Genomic DNA, 19138 nt, shown 5'->3' with positions numbered 1-19138 from the left:
TTTTTTTCATCCATCACGCCAAGGGCGCGACGCAGATCACTCGGTCACGGTGACTTTCTTCATCATGTCCGGCTGACCAACAACGGCGCCGTTTTGACCAGTACCGCGTTTGATCGCGTCCACAACGTCCATGCCATCGGTCACCTGACCCACAACGGTATATTGACCATTCAAAAACGGACCCGGAGCAAACATGATAAAGAACTGGCTGTTGGCCGAGTTCGGGTTCTGGCTGCGCGCCATGCCAACAACACCACGGTCGTAGTTGATGTCAGAGAACTCCGCAGGCAGGTCCGGACGATCGGAACCGCCCCGCCCCGCCATACGCATGTCTTCGCCAACCTTGCCAAACTTCACATCACCCGTTTGCGCCATAAAGCCGTCAATCACGCGGTGGAACACCACGCCATCATACTGGCCTTCGGCTGCCAAAGCGGTGATCTGTTCAACATGCTTAGGGGCCACATCTTCTAACAGATCGATGGTGATAACGCCATTGGCCTCACCTTCCACCTCAATCTGAAGACCAGCAGCCAACGCAGGGCTGGCCATCACGGCAAAGGCCGCTGCAAGCTTAAGCATCGACATCTGCTGCCACCTTCACGCTGATCATGCGATCTGGATTCGCAGGTGGCTCGCCTTTCACGATTGCATCGACGTGATCCATACCCTCAATCACACGGCCATAAACAGTGTATTGGCCGTTCAGGAAGTGGTTGTCTTTGAAGTTGATGAAGAACTGGCTGTTCGCTGAATCAGGCATCTGGCTCCGTGCCGCGCCCAATGTGCCACGGTCATGTGGCAGCTTGGAGAACTCGGCCTTCAGGTCTGGCAAATCAGAACCGCCAGTGCCCGCCATACGCAGGTTGAAATCTTTTTCCATGTTGCCGTTGGCCACATCACCCGTTTGCGCCATGAAGCCGTCGATCACACGGTGGAACGCCACGTTGTCGTACTGACCAGACCGCGCCAGCTCTTTCATACGCTCAGCATGTCCTGGTGCCACATCCGGCAGCAGCTCGATAACAACTGTACCACCGGTCAGTTCCATCAGGATTGTGTTCTCAGGATCTTTGATCTCAGCCATGTTGGCGCTCCTCAATGTAAATACTTGCCCCGTAGTTAAACATCCCGTCGGCGAATGCCAAGAGAGCGTTGACCCTATGTCCCAGTGCGCTAGGAATGCGGCAACGGATTTTCTTTGGAGATTGAGACCATGGCGTGGAAGACCCTCGATGAAATGCAGCTGAGCGGCAAAAATGTGCTGACCCGTGTGGACATCAACGTCCCGGTTGCTGATGGCCAAGTCACCGACACCACCCGCATCGACCGCATTGTGCCGACAGTGAGGGACATACTTGCCTCCGGTGGCAAGCCGATCCTTCTGGCGCACTTTGGCCGCCCCAAAGGCGAGCGCGTACCAGAAATGTCTCTGCAACAGCTGGTCCCTGCGCTTGAGGCTGCCTTTGGCACCAAGATGATGTTTGCCGCTGACTGTGTTGGTCCCGCCGCCGAAGCCGCTGTCAATGCGCTGGCGGAAGGTGATGTGCTTCTGCTGGAAAACACCCGCTACCACGCAGGCGAAACCAAAAACGACGCCGATCTGACCGCCGCCATGGCAAAACTCGGCGATGTCTTCTGCAACGACGCCTTCTCCGCCGCCCACCGCGCCCACAGCTCCACCTGCGGCCTGGCCCACGCCCTGCCCGCCTGCGCCGGCCGCTTGATGCAGGCCGAACTCTCAGCCCTGGAAAGTGCCTTGGCTGATCCGGTGCTCCCGGTGACCGCTGTTGTTGGCGGCGCCAAAGTCTCCACCAAATTGGAACTGCTTGGCAATCTGGTCTCTAAGGTCGACAACATCGTGATTGGCGGCGGCATGGCCAACACCTTCCTCGCGGCGCAAGGCATCGACGTAGGCAAATCGCTGGCTGAGCACGACATGACCGACACCGCGTCCGAAATCCTCGCCAAAGCCAAAGCCGCAGGCTGCGCCATTGTGCTGCCCACCGACGTGGTTGTGGCGCGCGAGTTTGCCGCCAACGCCGCCAATGAAACCGTTGCCGCGGACGCCTGCCCAGCGGACGCCATGATCTTGGATGCCGGCCCTGCGACTGTTGCCAAAGTGGCTGAGGTGTTTGAAGCTTCCAAAACCCTGATTTGGAACGGCCCGATGGGCGCCTTTGAGATTGAGCCTTTCAACGCGGCAACTGACGCCGCCGCCCTGCAAGCCGCCGCCCTGACAAAAGCAGGTAAACTGGTTTCTGTCGCCGGTGGTGGTGACACTGTTGCCGCCCTTAACGCCTCCGGCGCTGCAGCAGACTTCAGCTACATCTCCACCGCAGGCGGCGCGTTCCTGGAGTGGATGGAAGGCAAAGAACTGCCCGGGGTTGCCGCGCTCAATCAGTAAGTCAGTTTTGCACATATCGCGCAAAACAAAGGCGCAAAATTAATCCGACCCTCAAATTAATGAGCGGTAGCGCCACCACAATTGCACCCGTTGTCCTGCTCCTCTATGAGCTTAGGCAACGGGGCTTTAACCCTTTATTCACAACCACTTTTTGACTGGGGACAGATATGTCAAACCAAGCTCAAGCAGAAAAAATCTCCAACGGCCAAGGCTTCATCGCGGCGCTCGACCAATCCGGTGGCTCCACTCCAAAGGCGCTTGGCCTCTACGGGATCGAATCCGACGGATACAGCAACGACGAAGAGATGTTTGACCTTATCCACGGCATGCGCTCCCGCATCGCACAGGCCCCAGCCTTCACCGGCGACAAAGTGGTCGGCGCGATCCTGTTTGAAATGACCATGGACCGCGACATCGACGGCACCCCGACCCCCACCTACATGTGGGAACAGCGCGGCGTTGTGCCCTTCCTGAAAGTCGACAAAGGCCTCGAAGCGGAAGAAAACGGTGTTCAGATGATGAAGCCGATGCCAGAGCTCGACACGCTCTGCGAACGCGCGGCGGCCAAAGGTGTGTTTGGCACAAAAATGCGCTCCGTTATTTCCGCTGCCAACGCCGACGGCATCCGCGCCATCGTCGCGCAGCAATTCATGGTGGGTGAACAAATCATCAGCCACGGCCTGATGCCGATCATCGAGCCGGAAGTGACCATCTCCATCGCAGATAAGGCCGAAGCGGAAGACATCCTTCTGACCGAGCTGACCGCCGCGCTGGACATCCTGCCCGAAAATCAGCAGGTCATGTTGAAACTGACCCTGCCCAACAACGCCAACCAGTACAAATCGCTGGTAGATCACCCCCGCGTGATGAAGGTCGTGGCACTCTCCGGCGGCTACACCCGCGAAGAAGCCAATGCCAAACTGGCAGAGAACACCGGCATGATCGCCAGCTTCTCCCGCGCCCTGACCGAAGGCCTCTCTGCGCAACAAAGCGACGACGAGTTTGCCGCTACCATCGCAGACAGCATCGAAGGCATCTACCAGGCTTCCATCGCAGGCTAAGCCACAGCGACAAACATCAAAAAAGGGCGCTCCTTCACGGGGCGCCTTTTTCATATCAAGCCAATGAAGCCAGCAATGCCTGAGACGGATCGCCCGTCGGCTCAAGCCCGCGACTGCGCTGATAATCCGCAATGGCTGCGCGCGACTTCGGACCCAGAACGCCATCCGCCCCACCGGTGTCAAATCCCCGCGCTGTCAAACGAGACTGCAAGGCAATCCGGTCGTCCTTGGTGAGCCCATACTGATCCGGCGGGAACGCGGTCCGCAAAGGCCCGCCACCCCCAATCCGATCCGCCAGATACCCAACGCCAATCGCGTAACTGTCCGAGTTGTTATAACGCTTGATCGCCGAGAAGTTCCCACTCACGCCAAACCGCGGGCCACCGGCCTGCGGCTGGATCACCCGCCCCGCGCTCTCGCCCGGGCGTAGCTCCCGCCCCCAGGACACACCACGTGTCCAGCCATTGCGCTGCAAATAGGCCGCCGTGGAGGCCAAAGCATCGGACGGATCATCAGACCAGATATCCCGCCGCCCGTCGCCGGTGTAATCCACCGCAAAGGCTTGATAACTCGTGGGAATAAACTGCGTGTGCCCCATCGCCCCGGCCCAGCTACCGGTCATGCGATCCACCGTAGTGTCGCCATTCTGCAAAATCTTCAGCGCCGCGATCAGCTGCTTCTCATAAAAACTCCCCCGCCGCCCATCAAAGGCCAGCGTCGAAGTGGCCGAGATCACCGGAATGTCGCCTTTGCGCTCCCCGTAATAGCTCTCCAGCCCCCAGATCGCACAGATGATCTCCGCATCCACACCATAGCTTTGCTCCAGATTGCGCAGCGTGCTGCCATGCCGCGCGAATGCCGCCTTGCCTTTGGCAATCCGTTCATCAGACGCGGCAATCGACAGATAATCCTCCAGCGTCCGAGTAAACTCGGTCTGATTGCGATCGCGCTTGATCACCCCCGGCAAATACCCGGTGTTGCGAAACGCTGCGTTTAGCGTGGTCTCACTGATCCCCGCGCTTGCCGCCCGCCCACGAAAGCTTGCTACCCAAGCATCATAGGCACCGTTAGGCGTGGGGCGCAAATCCACCGGCAACCCTTGGGCAATCGATGCCGTCTGCCGCGACGGCGTGGTCGACGTGCCCTGACAGGCCGCCAGTGCCAATGACGACAACCCCACCAGAAAATTCCGACGTGAAAAACTCATACCAACTGCCTCTTTTTGACCAGCCTACGTGCCAAACTCATTGCCAAGAAGTGTGGCAGAGAATTTGGCGAGGAGCGAGAGGGAAAACACGCAACAAAAGGTAAGGAACACCTTTCTCAAAGCCTTCGCCGCATATTCTCAAAACTCAACTCAAGCGTTATAGGGAGGGGCACGCCGCCAGAGACTTTACAGAAGCCAGAAGTTTTATGATCAACAAAAACAACGCGCTCTATTACCTCACCGCAGGGTGGCTGTTTGCGACAGTGGCGACTGGGCTCTACTATTTGGCGGGCAGCACGGCCCCCTCCACAGATGTGACGGCGCAAACCAACCCCAACTTGCACCATATATCCGTCATCGACATGGCGCCGGGAGACACGGCTTTCAGCGGCTTTAACGGGAAACCCGTGGTAATCTGGCGGCGCAGCCTGCCACAAATGGCAACTGCGCTGACACAGTGGGATCCCCGCTTTGCGTATGACGACATACTGGAGAGCTTGCAGGACGGATCACTCGAAGCGGATATGGACCCCGAGCAATACACCTACCTCGAATGGCTGGTGCTTAGCCCGGTGGATATGGGGGGCATCGGCTGCGTCACCTTGGCCAATGCGGGGGATTTTGGCGGCTTTTTTGATCCCTGTCGCGGCTCGCATTTTGATCTATGGGGCCGCGTCAAAAAAGGACCAAGCGAGCACGACTTACAAGTTGTGCCCACTCGGTTTGATGACAACCGACACTCCGTTTTGATCGATCTCACCGACATTCAGAAGTTCAGATGATTTCAAAAACCAGCCTCAAAACTTCGCCATACACTCCTGCGCGCGTTCAATCGCATTTTTTGGTGTTTTGAGCTTCACGGTCACGGCGCGCGGCGAGCCCTGAAACGCCACAAACTCGCGGGCCTTTTCCAGATCGACCACAAACTGCGGGTTGTCAAAAACGATGTAGCCACCGGTGAAGCCGCCGGACACGGTCTGGGACACAGACGAAGCCGTCCCGGAGTAAATGTTGCCATTCACCACAATCGCAATCTCACGGTCCCCGTCCGCAGGTGCTTCGCCTTTGACGAAGGCCCCCAAATAGGCAGCGTCCTGCGCCATGGTGAGACCCGCCTGCACCACACTGTTTTCACTGCGCCACTCGATGAAACAAGACTGCCGCGTGGTGTTCTTGAAGACCGTCCAATATTTTGAACTCAGATAGGTCTCCACATTGTCACCGGAGGTTGGCAATACGGTTTCATCCGCCGCTAGGCTCACCGACCCTGTGAAAACTGCCGCCGCAGCGGTCAGTCCGGTCAAAAAGGTCTGAACAGGTTTAAACAGGCTCATGAGGGCTATTCCTTTCTAAAATGCGATTTGGGCCGAGCATTGATGCCGCCCGTTGAAGGTAAATTTCTTGTTAGGGTAGAACATTCCTTGCAACCGGTCCATCACGCAGAAGCTGATCGTTAAACGCTTCCGCACGGAGACATCGTTTCAATCCACGTAAACCGCCGTACGCCGCCTTCACAAAGGCAACGTTTTGTCTGCGCAAAATACGCACCTCCGCAAAACAGTCGCGATACAGACAATATACCGACGTGAAATTTGGCTCAATTTGGCAGGTTAACGCCCTACCCCAACCGCGCAATGATTGCGTCCACATCCATGCCGCGCGCGGCGCCCGGAAACGCCCCGCGATCCCCTGTAACCCGTGAGCTGACATAGCCCTCCGCCACCGCAGACGGCGCAGCTTTCATCAGGCTCGCCGCTGTCAAAAGCACCGCCAAACTCTCCACAAACCACCGCGCTTCCGCCTCATGTGGCAGCCCCGGCCAGCGCTCCATATGCGCTTTCAAGGCCGCATCATACCGCGCATCTGATCCGGTCACGGAGGTCAGCACGGTCCTCAATGCCTCGCCTGCTTCCGGCTCCTTCATCAGCGCCCGCAACACATCCAGACAGATCACATTGCCGGAGCCTTCCCAGATGCTATTAAGCGGCGCCTCGCGATACAACATCGGCATCGGCGTTTCCTCGACGTAGCCCATGCCGCCCAACATCTCCATCGCCTCGGCAATCACACCAATACAGCGCTTGTTGTTGAGGTATTTCGCCAGCGCCACACCAATCCGCGCCAACGCGCGGCTCTCCGCATCGTCGCGATCAAAGGCACTTGCCAGGAACATGCCCACCGACAGCGCCGCCTCCGTGTCGACCGCCAAATCAGCCAACACCGACCGCATCAGCGGCTGGTCAATTAGGCGCTTCTGAAAAGCGGACCGTGACGATATCCACCAATGCGCCTCCTGCAAGGCCACACGCATCAATCCCGCCGGTGCCAAAACCGTGTCCAACCGCGTGTGATGCACCATCTCGATGATGGTCCGCACCCCGGCACCTTCTTCGCCGACGCGGTACGCCAGCGCATTGTGATATTCAATCTCGGAACTTGCGTTGGCCTTATTGCCCAGCTTGTCCTTAAGCCGTTGAAGTCGAATGCCATTTCGCTCTCCGTCCAACCAACGCGGCACCAGAAAGCAGGTCAGCCCGCCCTCTGCCTGTGCAAGTGTCAGGAACCCGTCACACATCGGCGCGGAACAGAACCACTTGTGCCCGTTAAGCCGATAAGCGTCACCGTCCCTGATAGCCCTGGTGGTATTAGCCCGCACATCACTGCCACCCTGCTTTTCGGTCATTGCCATGCCCAGAGTTGCGCCTTGTTTGGTACCAATCGGCGTGGTGCCCGGATCATAGACGCCGGAGGTCAAACGCGGGGCCCAAACCTCTGCCAACTCCGGCTGATGGCGCAGCGCCGGCACCGCCGCGTAAGTCATGGTCAATGGACAGGCCACACCAGGCTCCAGCTGCGCCATGTAGTAGGTCAGCACCGCATGGGTCGCATGTCCGCCAATCCGCCCATCCCAGGCCGCCGAGGCATAGCCCGCCTCTAAGCCCGCCTGCATCACCGCATGGTATCCGGGGTGAAATTCCACCTCATCGACGCGTCGCCCGGACCGGTCAAACGTCTTCAATCGCGGCAAATCCCGCCGCGCCTCTTCCGCCGCCTGCCGCAAGGTTTCGCCGCCCCAATTGGTCCCAACCTGCGCCAGATGATCCGCCCGCGCACCCGCCGCAGTGGCGTGCTCTCTTAACGCATGATCCTGCCCCCAAAAATCCACCGCCCGTCGCGGTTCAGGTTGATTAAAAACTTCATGCGATCCTAACTGAGACACCGGCTGTGATGTGGTCATTTCTGGCTCCTCCCTTAGCCAGCCTGACCTTAGAAAACCGCCCTGCCAACATTCCCGTCACGTCACAAAAATAAATGAAAAAACTTGTCGTTAAGGGATTCACACAGCGAATCACCTAAGATATAAAGAAATCAGACGGCGCAAAGCCGCACTCAGAGGCAAAAATGACAGCATCTTCCACCAAACCGGCCCTTGGCGCGCTTGCGTTTTTTGGCATCGCTTTCACGCTGGCGACCTACTTCACCTTCGCCGCTGTGCAAGGCGATTACGGCCTGTTTCGTCGTGTCGAGATCCTGGCGGAAAAGCAGCAGCTTGAAGCGGAGTTGGCTCTGGCTCAGGCGGAAGTGGCCCATATGGAAAACCTCACCCGCCGCTTGTCTGACAGCTACCTAGACCTTGATTTGCTGGATCAACAGGCCCGTGATGTGCTCGGCATGATCCGTGCGGACGAGCTTGTCATTCGTTAAAACCACGAACATCCTGACAATACAGACCTTTTTCCACTCGCAACCCATGCGGTGATCCGCTACCCTTCCTGCAAGTATGGTTTAACACTAAACCATTTTGTCTTTGGGAGGAGCCACCATGGCGGCAAAACGTGCTGCAAAGAAGCCCAACGTCTCGGGCGAAGAACTCACGCAATACTACCGCGACATGCTATTGATCCGCCGCTTCGAGGAGAAGGCTGGTCAACTCTACGGCATGGGATTGATCGGCGGCTTCTGCCACCTTTACATCGGTCAGGAAGCTGTGGTTGTGGGCCTTGAGGCTGCAACAGAAGAAGGTGACAAGCGTATCACCTCCTACCGCGATCACGGCCACATGCTGGCCTGCGGTATGGACGCCAATGGCGTGATGGCCGAGCTCACAGGGCGTGAAGGCGGCTACTCCAAAGGCAAAGGCGGCTCCATGCATATGTTCTCGAAAGAGAAGCATTTCTATGGCGGCCACGGCATTGTCGGCGCGCAAGTTCCCCTCGGTGCTGGCCTCGCCTTTGCAGACAAATACAAAGACAACGGCCGCGTGACCTTCACCTACTTTGGCGACGGCGCTGCAAACCAAGGCCAAGTCTATGAAACTTTTAACATGGCCGCTCTCTGGGATTTGCCTGTGATCTTTGTCATCGAGAACAACCAATATGCCATGGGCACAGCCCAAGCTCGATCAACCTCTTCACAGGACATTTACAAGCGCGGCGAAGCCTTTGGCATTCCTGGGGAAATGGTTGACGGAATGGACGTTCTTGCGGTCAAAGACGCCAGCGAACGCGCGGTGAAACACTGCCGCTCCGGCAAAGGCCCCTACATCCTTGAGGTCAAAACCTACCGCTACCGCGGCCACTCCATGTCTGACCCGGCCAAGTACCGCACCCGCGAAGAGGTACAGAAGATGCGCGAGGAACGTGACCCTATCGAGAACGTGCGTCAGATGCTTCTGACCGGCAAACACGCCACAGAGGATGATCTGAAAGCGATCGACAAAGAGATCAAAGCCATCGTGAATGCCTCGGCCGACTTCGCCAAGGAAAGCCCCCTGCCTGACGAGTCCGAACTCTGGACCGACATCTACGCGTAAGCCAACGAGAGGACACAAAAATGGCAACAGAAATTCTCATGCCCGCCCTCTCTCCAACCATGGAAGAAGGCACGCTGGCCAAATGGCTGGTGAAAGAAGGCGAAACCGTACAATCTGGTGATATTATTGCCGAAATCGAAACCGACAAAGCCACAATGGAGTTTGAGGCTGTCGATGAAGGTGTGATTGGCAAAATCCTGATAGCTGAAGGCACAGAAGGGGTGGCCGTCAACACAGCCATCGCTATTTTGGCCGAAGAGGGAGAAGACGTTAGCGCCGTTGAGGCCGCTCCAGTAGCGCTCAAAGCCAGCACTCCTGCTACCGCAGCTGAAGCCCCTGCGTCAGTGCCAGCACAGGCAGCTCCTGCCGCACCAGCACCGGATTTAACTCCGGACTGGCCGGAAGGCACCCCGATGAAGACCCAGACCGTACGCGAAGCGCTGCGGGATGCCATGGCGGAAGAAATGCGCGGTGACGAAGACGTTTACCTGATGGGCGAAGAGGTCGCGGAGTATCAAGGCGCCTATAAGGTCAGCCAAGGCCTTTTGGACGAATTTGGCAGCAAGCGGGTCATCGACACGCCCATCACCGAGCATGGCTTTGCCGGCATCGCAGTGGGCGCGGCCTTTGGCGGCTTGAAGCCCATTGTTGAATTCATGACATTCAATTTCGCCATGCAAGCCATTGACCAAATTATCAATTCCGCCGCCAAAACGCTCTATATGTCTGGCGGTCAAATGGGCGCGCCGATGGTGTTTCGTGGGCCCAATGGCGCGGCCGCCCGCGTAGGCGCGCAGCACAGTCAGGACTACGCAGCATGGTATGCGCAAATCCCGGGCCTCAAAGTTGCGATGCCTTATTCGGCGTCTGATGCCAAAGGATTGCTCAAATCCGCGATCCGCGATCCAAACCCTGTGATCTTCCTGGAAAACGAAATCATGTATGGCCGCAGCTTCGAAGTGCCCGCCATGGACGATTTCACCATCCCCTTCGGCAAGGCCCGGATCTGGCGCGAAGGCTCTGATGTGACCATCGTCAGCTTCGGCATTGGCATGCAATACGCGCTGGAAGCAGCTGACAAGCTGGCCGAAGACGGCATCTCAGCAGAAGTTATCGACCTGCGTACCCTGCGCCCGATTGACTATGACACAGTGATCGCCTCGGTGATGAAAACTAACCGCTGTGTAACCGTTGAAGAAGGCTGGCCGGTGGGCTCCATCGGCAATCACCTCTCGGCCACCATTATGGAGCGCGCATTTGACTATCTGGACGCGCCGGTGATCAACTGCACCGGCAAAGACGTCCCGATGCCCTATGCGGCCAATCTCGAAAAACTGGCGCTGACGACCACGGAAGAGGTCGTCGCAGCAGTGAAACAAGTGACCTATCGGTGAGGAGACACGCACATGCCTATTGAAATCCTCATGCCCGCCCTCTCGCCCACCATGGAAGAGGGCACGCTGGCCAAATGGCTTGTCAAAGAAGGGGACGAAGTCTCTTCCGGTGACCTGTTGGCGGAGATTGAGACCGACAAAGCCACCATGGAGTTTGAGGCCGTCGAAGACGGTGTGATTGGCAAAATCCTTGTACCGGAAGGCTCCGAGGGCGTTGCCGTAAACTCGCCCATCGCCATTTTGTTAGAAGATGGCGAAAGCGCTGACGACATCGGTGCGTCATCTGCCGCCGCACCTGTCGCAGCGGCTGAGAGTGCACCTGAAGCCACTCCCGAAGCGGTTTCAGCAGCGCCTGCACCCGCAGCACCCGCTGCCCCTGTTGCTGCAGACGGAAACCGCATCTTCGCATCGCCACTTGCGCGTCGCATCGCAGCCAACAAAGGCTTGGATCTCTCGACCATTCAAGGGTCCGGTCCACGTGGGCGCATCGTGAAGGCAGATGTTGAGGGAGCGTCCATATCACCAGCCGCCCGACCAGCAGCTACTGCGGCAAAACCGTCGGCACCAGCGTCTGCTGCCAAACTGCCTAGCGGTCCTGACACCGACACGGTCCTCAAAATGTACGGCGACCGCGACTTCGAAGAAGTCGCGTTGGATGGCATGCGCAAAACCATTGCCGCGCGTCTCACCGAAGCCAAACAGTCGATCCCGCACTTCTATCTGCGTCGCGATATCAAACTCGACGCTCTCTTGGCGTTCCGCAGCCAGCTCAACAAACAGCTGGAGAAACGCGGTGCCAAGCTCTCGGTGAATGACTTCATCATCAAGGCCTGCGCGCTGGCGCTTCAAGAGGTGCCGGAAGCCAACGCTGTGTGGGCCAACGACCGCATTCTAAAACTGTCTCCCTCTGACGTAGCAGTTGCTGTGGCCATCGAAGGCGGGTTGTTCACTCCTGTGCTCAAAGACGCCGAGATGAAGTCGCTTTCCGCGCTCTCCGCGGAAATGAAAGACCTCGCCACCCGTGCAAGAGATCGGAAACTAGCCCCACATGAGTACCAAGGCGGCAGCTTCGCCATCTCTAACCTCGGTATGTTCGGCATCGACAACTTTGATGCGGTGATCAACCCACCACATGGCGCGATTCTGGCGGTCGGCGCGGGCACGAAAAAGCCAGTTGTGAACGCTGAAGGTGACCTCGAAGTTGCAACCGTTATGTCCGTGACCCTATCTGTCGATCACCGTGTAATCGATGGCGCCTTGGGTGCGCAGTTGCTGAACTCCATTGTCGACAATTTGGAAAATCCAATGGCCATGCTGGCCTGAACCAACAAGCGAGACAACCAAAAAAAGGACCGCACTATGCGGTCCTTTTTCTTTTTTAAATCAAAACCCTGTCAGCCTTTGCTGCAGTCACCAATATCCTGATTCATATTCACAGCTGGTTGGTCGCACCCCGCTTCGCCCACCACTTTGGCAGGCACACCAGCGACCGTTGAACAAGGTGGCACCTCTTGCAACACAACCGAACCAGCTGCCACACGGCTGCAATGCCCCACTGTGATATTGCCGAGCACTTTGGCTCCCGCGCCAATCAAAACACCATCGCCAATCTTGGGATGACGGTCCTCTTCTTCTTTGCCGGTCCCGCCAAGCGTCACCGAATGCAACATCGACACATTGTCACCCACCACGGCGGTCTCACCAATCACAATAGAATGTGCATGGTCGATCATGATGCCTTTGCCAATCTTGGCGGCCGGATGAATGTCGATGCCAAAAATCTCGCTGGTGCGCATCTGGATGAAATAGGCCAAATCGGTCCGTCCCTGCCGCCAAAGCCAGTTGCCAATCCGATACGCCTGCACCGCCTGATAGCCTTTGAAATACAGGATCGGCTGCAACAAACGATGGCACGCCGGATCGCGGTCATAGATCGCGCTCAAATCAGCCCGCGCTGATTCAGCAATCGCTGGATCAGACGCAAAGGCCTCATCCGCAATCTCGCGTAGGATCACCATCGACATCTCGTTGGACGATAGTTTGGCAGCAAAGCGATAGCTCAGGGCACGTTCAATGGTACGATGGTGCAAAACACAGGCGTGCACCAAGCCACCCATCAGCGGCTCTTCTTTTACCGCGTCTTCCGCTTCTCGCGTAATGCGCTGCCAGACCGGATCAAGTTCGGTCACTTTGGGTTGCGTCTCAGCCATCTTGGTCCCCTTTTCTCCCGGCAAGTCTACACCACCTAAGCCAAGCGCCGCAAATTCAAAGGCGTGACGGTGACAAAAACCAAATAAAATGAAACACAAGTTGGTGAACCTTGCTGATCTTCTCCCTCAAGCCTCAAGTGCCATGGAACGAAATGGTCCCGGCCCAAACACCGCTGAAATTTGCGCCACGTCGACCTCAAGGCCCGAAACACCACCATCTACCATTTGATCATCAAACTGATATTGCCACCGTGTTTCAAATACTTGCAACTCACGCACAATTGTATCCGCGCGTCGTACGCGAAGAAGATAACTCTCATTTTCTTCGCCAAGCGGCACTTCGAATCCGTCCCAACTGTCCGCGTCCAGCCGTGCGCGCCTAATCCATGTAACCTCAATGTCGCCGGTAGATTTGATCACCCGGTTAAGATGCACCGGCGCGTAGGGCCGCAAACCATTACCCTCAAAACTTTCCATATGATGCGTGTAACTGGCGGCATTCAGCCCACGCTGCGCTGGCCCGATACGATAGTGCCGGGGCTGGCCGCGATTGTTTTTTGCAAATGGCAGCTGCGTAAGCTGAGACGAGCGAAAGACAATCCAGCTTCCAGCCGGCCAAGCCGCTGGCATCACAACATCCGTCCCCAGCTGTCCCCGCAGGCGTGTCGACAACGCATAGCGGTTTTCCCCAAACAGCTCAGCATCCTGAAACTGAAACGCCTCCCAATTTCCAGAAGACCCGTCGCCAATAAACGCCAGGTTTCGCCCGTTTAGCACCTCTTGTGTGCTGGCACTGCGCAGCGCTCCGTTCAGCATCCGCAACTGCACCGCCTCACCACGATCCCAAACACCTGCATTGGCACGCAAAAGGGGCGTTTCAGTCACCCCAACGATCGCACTGCCGTCGACAATTCCATTCAACCCATACCCTTCCTCGCTGTCGCTCGAATACACTGCAACCGCCCCCGGCCAAGGGTTGCCGGTCACCGCAAGATGCGGCGCATGGGGAATCTCATCACCCGTCATCAAAGGCAGGTCCAGAAACAAAGTCTGAACCGGCACCGCCGGTACAAACCGGGGCTTTTGAGCGACGTCTTCGGTCATCTCAGCCGTATTATAAAGCGACCTTTCAGTCCGCCCGCCCTCCACCACCTGCGCGCCCTGCTGGGTCAATCGGTCGAGCCGAAACTTTTGCGTCGCTCCGGCTTGAGAACTCAATTCGACAAGGTCACCCACCCCCACATTCAGCCGGCTTGGGGGCAAGGCCAATTTCACCCGATCCCGAGCCACGCGCGCCTCTGCCAACCATCGCTCTGCCGTCTGGCGTCCCTCCGCCCGCGTCAAAACCTCTTCGACCTCACTATGTGCCACCGAAAAAGTCGCTTCGTCGTGTAAAACGGCTTCTTCAGACGCAGTCTCAAAATCCCGTTCCGCCAACACAAAATTCAACCGCACGCGGCCAGCAAGTTCGGCATCCGCCTGTCGTGTAAATTCCACGTCCCCGTGGACATCTTTTACGTCTGCGCAGCATGCCGGCTCAACAATGTATTCCTGCTGATCCCAACGCATGACAAAATGCAGAACCCCATCACGTTCCACGGCATCAAAGCCGTGTCGCAACATCAAAGGTTGTAAGGCCGACCGCCCATCGGCCACATCCGATTGCACATATCCGCGCACCACCCCACGCAATCCTGATACGTCATAGGCAGAGATGCCCGCGTCGATACAAATCTCCTCAACCAAAGACCCAAGGCTGCGGTTACTCACCCGCCCATTGATCCAATGGCCCTTGTAATAATTGCTCCCGTCGCTCCACACGTCGCGCTCGTTAGGGAAAACGGGAAACGGCCGTGCATCCCAGGCCCAGGCAAACATGCGATCACAAGCCACCATGCTACCCCCGTACACATCTGAAACCGGGTTCATCTGCGGATCGGCGTAATGCTCATGCAGCGCCTGATAGTAGCGTTGTTGCACCTCATCTTCTCGCAAACCCGAGGAAAAATACGGCACGGCAGATTCAGAGGACTTCGAATCCAGAAACTTGTTTGGCTGATTGGGCCCCTTATCAATGGCCGCGCAGCCTATTTCCGTGAACCAGATCGGTTTGGATTGCGGTTGCCAATTGGTGGGATGCAAGTTGCGCTGCCCCCCCACGCGTTCATGGTGCGCCTGTTCCCACCAGTTGCGCAGGTCCTTGTAGCGAAACACCCAGGGTTCACTATGCGCGCCATCGGTGATCTGCGTCCGATTTTGTTCACCTCGGGCTTCAGGTGACGCGTAAAACCAGTCAAACCCCTCCCCGCCTTCGATGTTCGCCTTCAAATAAGCGACATCCTGCTGCCCGCGCCCTGCGCCTTGATCCAAATGTTCGTCCGTATCCCGCCAATCTGACAGTGGCATATAGTTGTCGATTCCAACAAAATCGATCTCCGGGTCCGACCAGAGAGGATCAAGATGAAAAAACACATCACCGGATCCATCTTGCGGGTGGTAGCCAAAATACTCTGACCAATCCGCCGCATATCCAAGCTTCACACCAGGCCCCAATAAAGCCCGCACCTCTTGCGCCAAGTCCTTTAAGGCCTGCACTGCAGGAAACCCGGACGCGCCACGCACCTGTGTCAGTCCGCGCATTTCAGACCCAATGCAAAAGGCTTCAACGCCACCGGCGGCAGCACATAGCGCCGCATAGTGCAGAATAAACCGCCGATAGGTCCACTCCGCAGGCCCTGAGTAACTGACACAGCCGTCACCAATCTGAAAATCCGCTGCAGAAGCCGTGCCAAAGAACGCCGCCACCTCCGCATCCGTTTGCGCAGTCCCATCAGGAGACCCACTCCGCCCCGGCGCAACCGAGGCCGTGATCCGCCCCCGCCACGGCAATGCTGGCTGGCTGGCTGCACCGTCCCAGGGGTTCGACAACCCGTTTCCGGCCATTTGTTCCATCAAGATAAAGGGGTAAAAGGTCACTTGCGTGCCTTGCGCGACCATATGACGGATGGCTTGCACCACCGCTTCATCCGCGGGCGTTCCACCATACACCGGCCGCCCATCCAGTGTTTCAATGACTTCTGCCGCAGAACGTGTCAGCCCAGCCACCTGCCACGGCATGTTGTCTCCATCAACGGTGGCATCTTCGACCTTTGGACGTAGCCCACATTCCGCCATCCGCAAATCATCACCAAACCAACTCACTACAAGCGACGCCGCTTCGCAATTCGGCAACTCTTCCTGCAAATCTTGATGGGACGTCACAAAATTGGTCAAACCGGATGGCGTGTGTTCATTGGCTACCCGTGTTTTCCCGTCCTCATCTTGACAGTACACCGGTGTGGTGGCCAAAGAATACTCCCCCGTACCCGGCATCAACGCCACTGCTCGCACGGTTTCGCTGTAGTCGGACGCTTGTTCGGGCACATGTTTGGGTGTGGCTCGCACCACTTCGAAATTAAACTGCGGCACCCGGTTGCCAAACCGGCTCAGCTCAAGATCTTCGATCACAACATAGGCTGTACCACGATAGGCTGGCACCCTTCCGGCCCCTTCCACGGCCTCCATCATGGGATCAGGCGTCTGATTGTCAGATCCCAAGTACACCCGCAGGTTTAAATCCTCGCGGCCGATCTCATCACCATCTGCCCAAATCCGTCCTACCCGCAGAATTTCCCCCTCACACAGAGCAATCGCCAGGGACACCGAATAGCTGTAAGCCCGGGTCTTTGGCGCCTTTGGCGCGCCTTTCCCTCCGCCAGTTTCCTGGTAGCTCTCCAGGAACCGTGTGGCCCAGATCACCTGCCCGGCCACGCGCACCCGGCCATACACCCTAGACACAGCGGCTCCCTCCGCGGACCGGGTCAGGCGCAACCGGTCGATCTTGCCAGTCTCGACCACATCCGCGCCACCGCCCATTAGGCTCTGATCAATCACCCGTCCCAACGAGGCCCCAGCCAACCGTCCAAGCGCCACGGAGGACACGCCCGCCAAACCGCCGCCAACAGCGCCGCCCACCGCCGCCCCAGCGGCCGCCAAAATCAATGTTGCCATATCTTGCTATCCTTTTGACTGCCGCACATTAACGCTGATCTGGAAAGGCAAACCGCGCCACTACCCGCCGCCGCCAAGGCCAACTGAAGGGACTTTCCACCACCGCATGCCCGCCAAATGCGTGGATCACCGTGGCCTCCAGCCCTATCTCCCCAACAATCCCTAAATGTTTTGCCACCGCGCCGGACTTCATTCGAAACAGCACCACATCTCCGCAAGCTTCTGGGACAAGCTCTTTGGTCACTAGGTTGCGCGACGCCGCCTGCCAAAGCACCTCACTGTCACTCGCTTCTGACCAATCGTTTGTGTATGCGGGCACCTCTTCCGGTTCTGTCCCGTATACCCCACGCCACACCCCTCGGATCAAACCGAGACAATCTGTACCCGCGCCCAAGCAGCTGGCCTGATGCACATAAGGTGTGCCGATCCAGCGCCGCGCTTCAGTGACTACCACATGCCCCAGCCTGTTTGTCATCGCAGACTCCCGCCCGTATTGCCCCCGCTCTTTTTGGGATAACTGGTAATCCAGTCCTCACCGGGAATGTCTGGGAATCCTTGAAAATTCAGAAGATTGGCAAATTTTTCGCGACAGGTTTCGACGCGCTTGTCGCACCCGGCCGTAATTTGCACCTCATCCCCCGCCCCCACTTCCACCTGCAGGGCTTCCCAAAGCTCAATGCGCCTAGCACCGCTCTCAACTATCCAATCGCGTTTTATCAGGCCGCCTGCCCCCTGCGCAGTGCCGCTCACAACTTGCAACTGACCGCGGGTGAACCACCCTTCGTCGAATCCAGAAACACTGCCCAAATCAAAAATCCGTCGGTCGTCCACCTGCACAACTGTCCTCAGCACCTGAAACGCTGCGTCTGAAACATCAAACCGGCACGACGCATCCCCAAGAACCGCTGTACAAGGCCGCTGATACACCCGCCCACGCGGCATATTCAGCTTCTCAGACAACCCGCGGAGTTCCGCGACAAATGCACCTCCAGCCCGCTGGATTTCTCCAATTGTCCCACGAAACACCACGCTGCGCTCACCAACATTCGCCCAATTCACCATCCAAGCGACCACTTCCGCGTCATCTAACCGACCTGCCTGAATGTCCTGATCCGTCACTGCCACATCGCACAGCATTCCAACGGCCTCGACGTTATCCACCGACAGACCAGCTCCCTGTTCAATCGCACTGGCTGTCAGCCCGGTCGCGGCTTTGAACACAAACCCTTCAAAGCTCAGGTCCTGATCGTGATCGGTAAACCCCAGCTTCACGCCATCCTTGCGCGTAATACCCCAGGCCCGCGCCACCGTGGTCTCGCCACTCTGCAAATGCGCCAACAGCTCCGCCTGAAACGCCATCAGATCCGCACCTCTATCACAGGCACATTTGGCAAATCCCCTGCTTTGAAACTCGCCAAGCTGGTCTGAATATTGTCCGCGTCAAACCGCACCGGCACGTCAAATTCAAATCCCGCTGAGATTTGTGCGCCGGAAAACGGCGGCGTGTCGAAACTCACGATCCCGGTGGTCAGATCGACCTCAAAATCGTCGCCCTCCTGTAACAGCACCTCTTCCAACCCCACCGTGACGGTGCCGTCCACCGGTTTGCGAATGGGGCGCGCGTAGCTGTGTTCGCCAGATTGATAGGTCTTCATCAACTTAAATTCTGTGGTCGCGCCATCACCCGTGGCAATCACCTGATCCCGATGATCGATACCTTTTGAGGCCGCACAAGACTTGAAGTCTGCCCAGTCTTTCCAGCGAAACCCGTGCAACTGTCCGCGCCGCGCCTCAAAAAACGCGATCAAGGTCTCGATGTCATCCAGCGACCGCATGCCAACGCCGGCATCATAGCGTCGCCGCGAATGCGCCCACGGCGTGTTGCGTTCTTCAAACCCGTTGACCAGCGTCACCACTTCGGTTCGGCGCTGTGGCCCACCGATAGAGCCAAAACTCAAACTGGCCGGAAATCGCACTTCGTGAAAACTCATCGTCG

Annotated in this window: 17 protein-coding genes; 7 read left to right on the top strand and 10 right to left on the bottom strand. The window is 57.5% G+C overall.

Annotated features, from left to right (window positions below; genetic code table 11):
• Positions 1-36 precede the first annotated feature (36 nt).
• Positions 37-582, bottom strand: a complete 546-nt coding sequence (locus Q0955_RS03820) for a peptidylprolyl isomerase (RefSeq protein ID WP_299421038.1) — start codon at positions 580-582, stop codon at positions 37-39.
• Entirely contained in the window at positions 575-1087 is a 513-nt protein-coding gene (locus Q0955_RS03815) for a peptidylprolyl isomerase (protein WP_299420084.1), read from the bottom strand. Before Q0955_RS03815 ends, Q0955_RS03820 begins: the two co-directional genes overlap by 8 nt.
• A 129-nt stretch (positions 1088-1216) precedes the next feature.
• Between Q0955_RS03815 and Q0955_RS03810 the strand changes: the two genes are divergently transcribed.
• Positions 1217-2407, top strand: a complete 1191-nt coding sequence (locus Q0955_RS03810) for a phosphoglycerate kinase (RefSeq protein ID WP_299420081.1) — start codon at positions 1217-1219, stop codon at positions 2405-2407.
• 167 nt (positions 2408-2574) lie between these two features.
• On the top strand, positions 2575-3468 hold the full coding sequence (locus tag Q0955_RS03805; RefSeq protein ID WP_299420078.1) for a fructose bisphosphate aldolase: 894 nt from the start codon (positions 2575-2577) through the stop codon (positions 3466-3468).
• Positions 3469-3523: 55 nt separating this feature from the next.
• Here Q0955_RS03805 and Q0955_RS03800 read toward each other — a convergent pair whose 3' ends face one another.
• Positions 3524-4675 carry a lytic murein transglycosylase gene (locus tag Q0955_RS03800; protein ID WP_299420076.1) on the bottom strand — a complete coding sequence of 384 codons (1152 nt, stop codon included), beginning with the start codon at positions 4673-4675 and terminating at the stop codon, positions 3524-3526.
• 206 nt (positions 4676-4881) lie between these two features.
• Between Q0955_RS03800 and Q0955_RS03795 the strand changes: the two genes are divergently transcribed.
• Positions 4882-5457 (top strand): ubiquinol cytochrome C oxidoreductase, encoded by a 576-nt coding sequence (locus Q0955_RS03795; protein ID WP_299420074.1) that lies wholly within the window; start codon positions 4882-4884, stop codon positions 5455-5457.
• A 15-nt stretch (positions 5458-5472) separates the two neighbouring features.
• Here the strand turns inward: Q0955_RS03795 and Q0955_RS03790 are convergent, their stop codons facing one another.
• Together Q0955_RS03790 and Q0955_RS03785 are read right to left on the bottom strand one after the other, a co-directional pair.
• Entirely contained in the window at positions 5473-6009 is a 537-nt protein-coding gene (locus Q0955_RS03790; protein WP_299420071.1) for a hypothetical protein, read from the bottom strand.
• Between the two features lie 284 nt (positions 6010-6293).
• Positions 6294-7913 carry an acyl-CoA dehydrogenase family protein gene (locus Q0955_RS03785; RefSeq protein WP_299420068.1) on the bottom strand — a complete coding sequence of 540 codons (1620 nt, stop codon included), beginning with the start codon at positions 7911-7913 and terminating at the stop codon, positions 6294-6296.
• Between the two features lie 164 nt (positions 7914-8077).
• Here Q0955_RS03785 and Q0955_RS03780 point away from each other — a divergent pair, with 164 nt between their 5' ends.
• The 4 genes from Q0955_RS03780 (at position 8078) to Q0955_RS03765 (ending at position 12205) form a co-directional block, all read left to right on the top strand.
• Positions 8078-8380, top strand: coding sequence for a septum formation initiator family protein (locus Q0955_RS03780; RefSeq protein WP_294229114.1), 303 nt, complete (start codon positions 8078-8080; stop codon positions 8378-8380).
• 118 nt (positions 8381-8498) lie between these two features.
• Positions 8499-9488: a pyruvate dehydrogenase (acetyl-transferring) E1 component subunit alpha gene (pdhA, locus tag Q0955_RS03775; protein ID WP_299420064.1), complete on the top strand. Its 990-nt coding sequence runs from the start codon at positions 8499-8501 to the stop codon at positions 9486-9488.
• A gap of 20 nt (positions 9489-9508) precedes the next feature.
• Entirely contained in the window at positions 9509-10882 is a 1374-nt protein-coding gene (locus Q0955_RS03770) for a pyruvate dehydrogenase complex E1 component subunit beta (protein WP_299420061.1), read from the top strand.
• A gap of 12 nt (positions 10883-10894) precedes the next feature.
• Positions 10895-12205, top strand: coding sequence for a pyruvate dehydrogenase complex dihydrolipoamide acetyltransferase (locus Q0955_RS03765; RefSeq protein ID WP_299420059.1), 1311 nt, complete (start codon positions 10895-10897; stop codon positions 12203-12205).
• 71 nt (positions 12206-12276) lie between these two features.
• On the opposite strand, the gene cysE is transcribed toward Q0955_RS03765, so the two are convergent.
• The 5 genes from cysE to Q0955_RS03740 form a co-directional block, all read right to left on the bottom strand.
• Positions 12277-13092 (bottom strand): serine O-acetyltransferase, encoded by an 816-nt coding sequence (cysE, locus tag Q0955_RS03760; protein WP_299420057.1) that lies wholly within the window; start codon positions 13090-13092, stop codon positions 12277-12279.
• 126 nt (positions 13093-13218) lie between these two features.
• Positions 13219-17142 (bottom strand): glycoside hydrolase/phage tail family protein, encoded by a 3924-nt coding sequence (locus tag Q0955_RS03755; protein ID WP_299420054.1) that lies wholly within the window; start codon positions 17140-17142, stop codon positions 13219-13221.
• Between the two features lie 28 nt (positions 17143-17170).
• Entirely contained in the window at positions 17171-17617 is a 447-nt protein-coding gene (locus Q0955_RS03750) for a peptidase (protein WP_299420051.1), read from the bottom strand.
• Complete coding sequence (locus tag Q0955_RS03745; protein WP_299420049.1) at positions 17614-18501, bottom strand: DUF2163 domain-containing protein; 888 nt, start codon at positions 18499-18501, stop codon at positions 17614-17616. The genes Q0955_RS03750 and Q0955_RS03745 overlap by 4 nt, the downstream gene beginning before the upstream one ends.
• Complete coding sequence (locus Q0955_RS03740) at positions 18501-19133, bottom strand: DUF2460 domain-containing protein (protein ID WP_299420046.1); 633 nt, start codon at positions 19131-19133, stop codon at positions 18501-18503. Before Q0955_RS03740 ends, Q0955_RS03745 begins: the two co-directional genes overlap by 1 nt.
• Between the last annotated feature and the right edge of the window lie 5 nt (positions 19134-19138).

Origin of the sequence: uncultured Shimia sp. (assembly GCF_947493595.1) — a bacterium.
In the GTDB taxonomy this organism is placed as follows: domain Bacteria; phylum Pseudomonadota; class Alphaproteobacteria; order Rhodobacterales; family Rhodobacteraceae; genus Shimia.
Note: the sequence above shows the minus strand (reverse complement) of the source record. Positions and strands in the feature narration are given on the sequence as shown.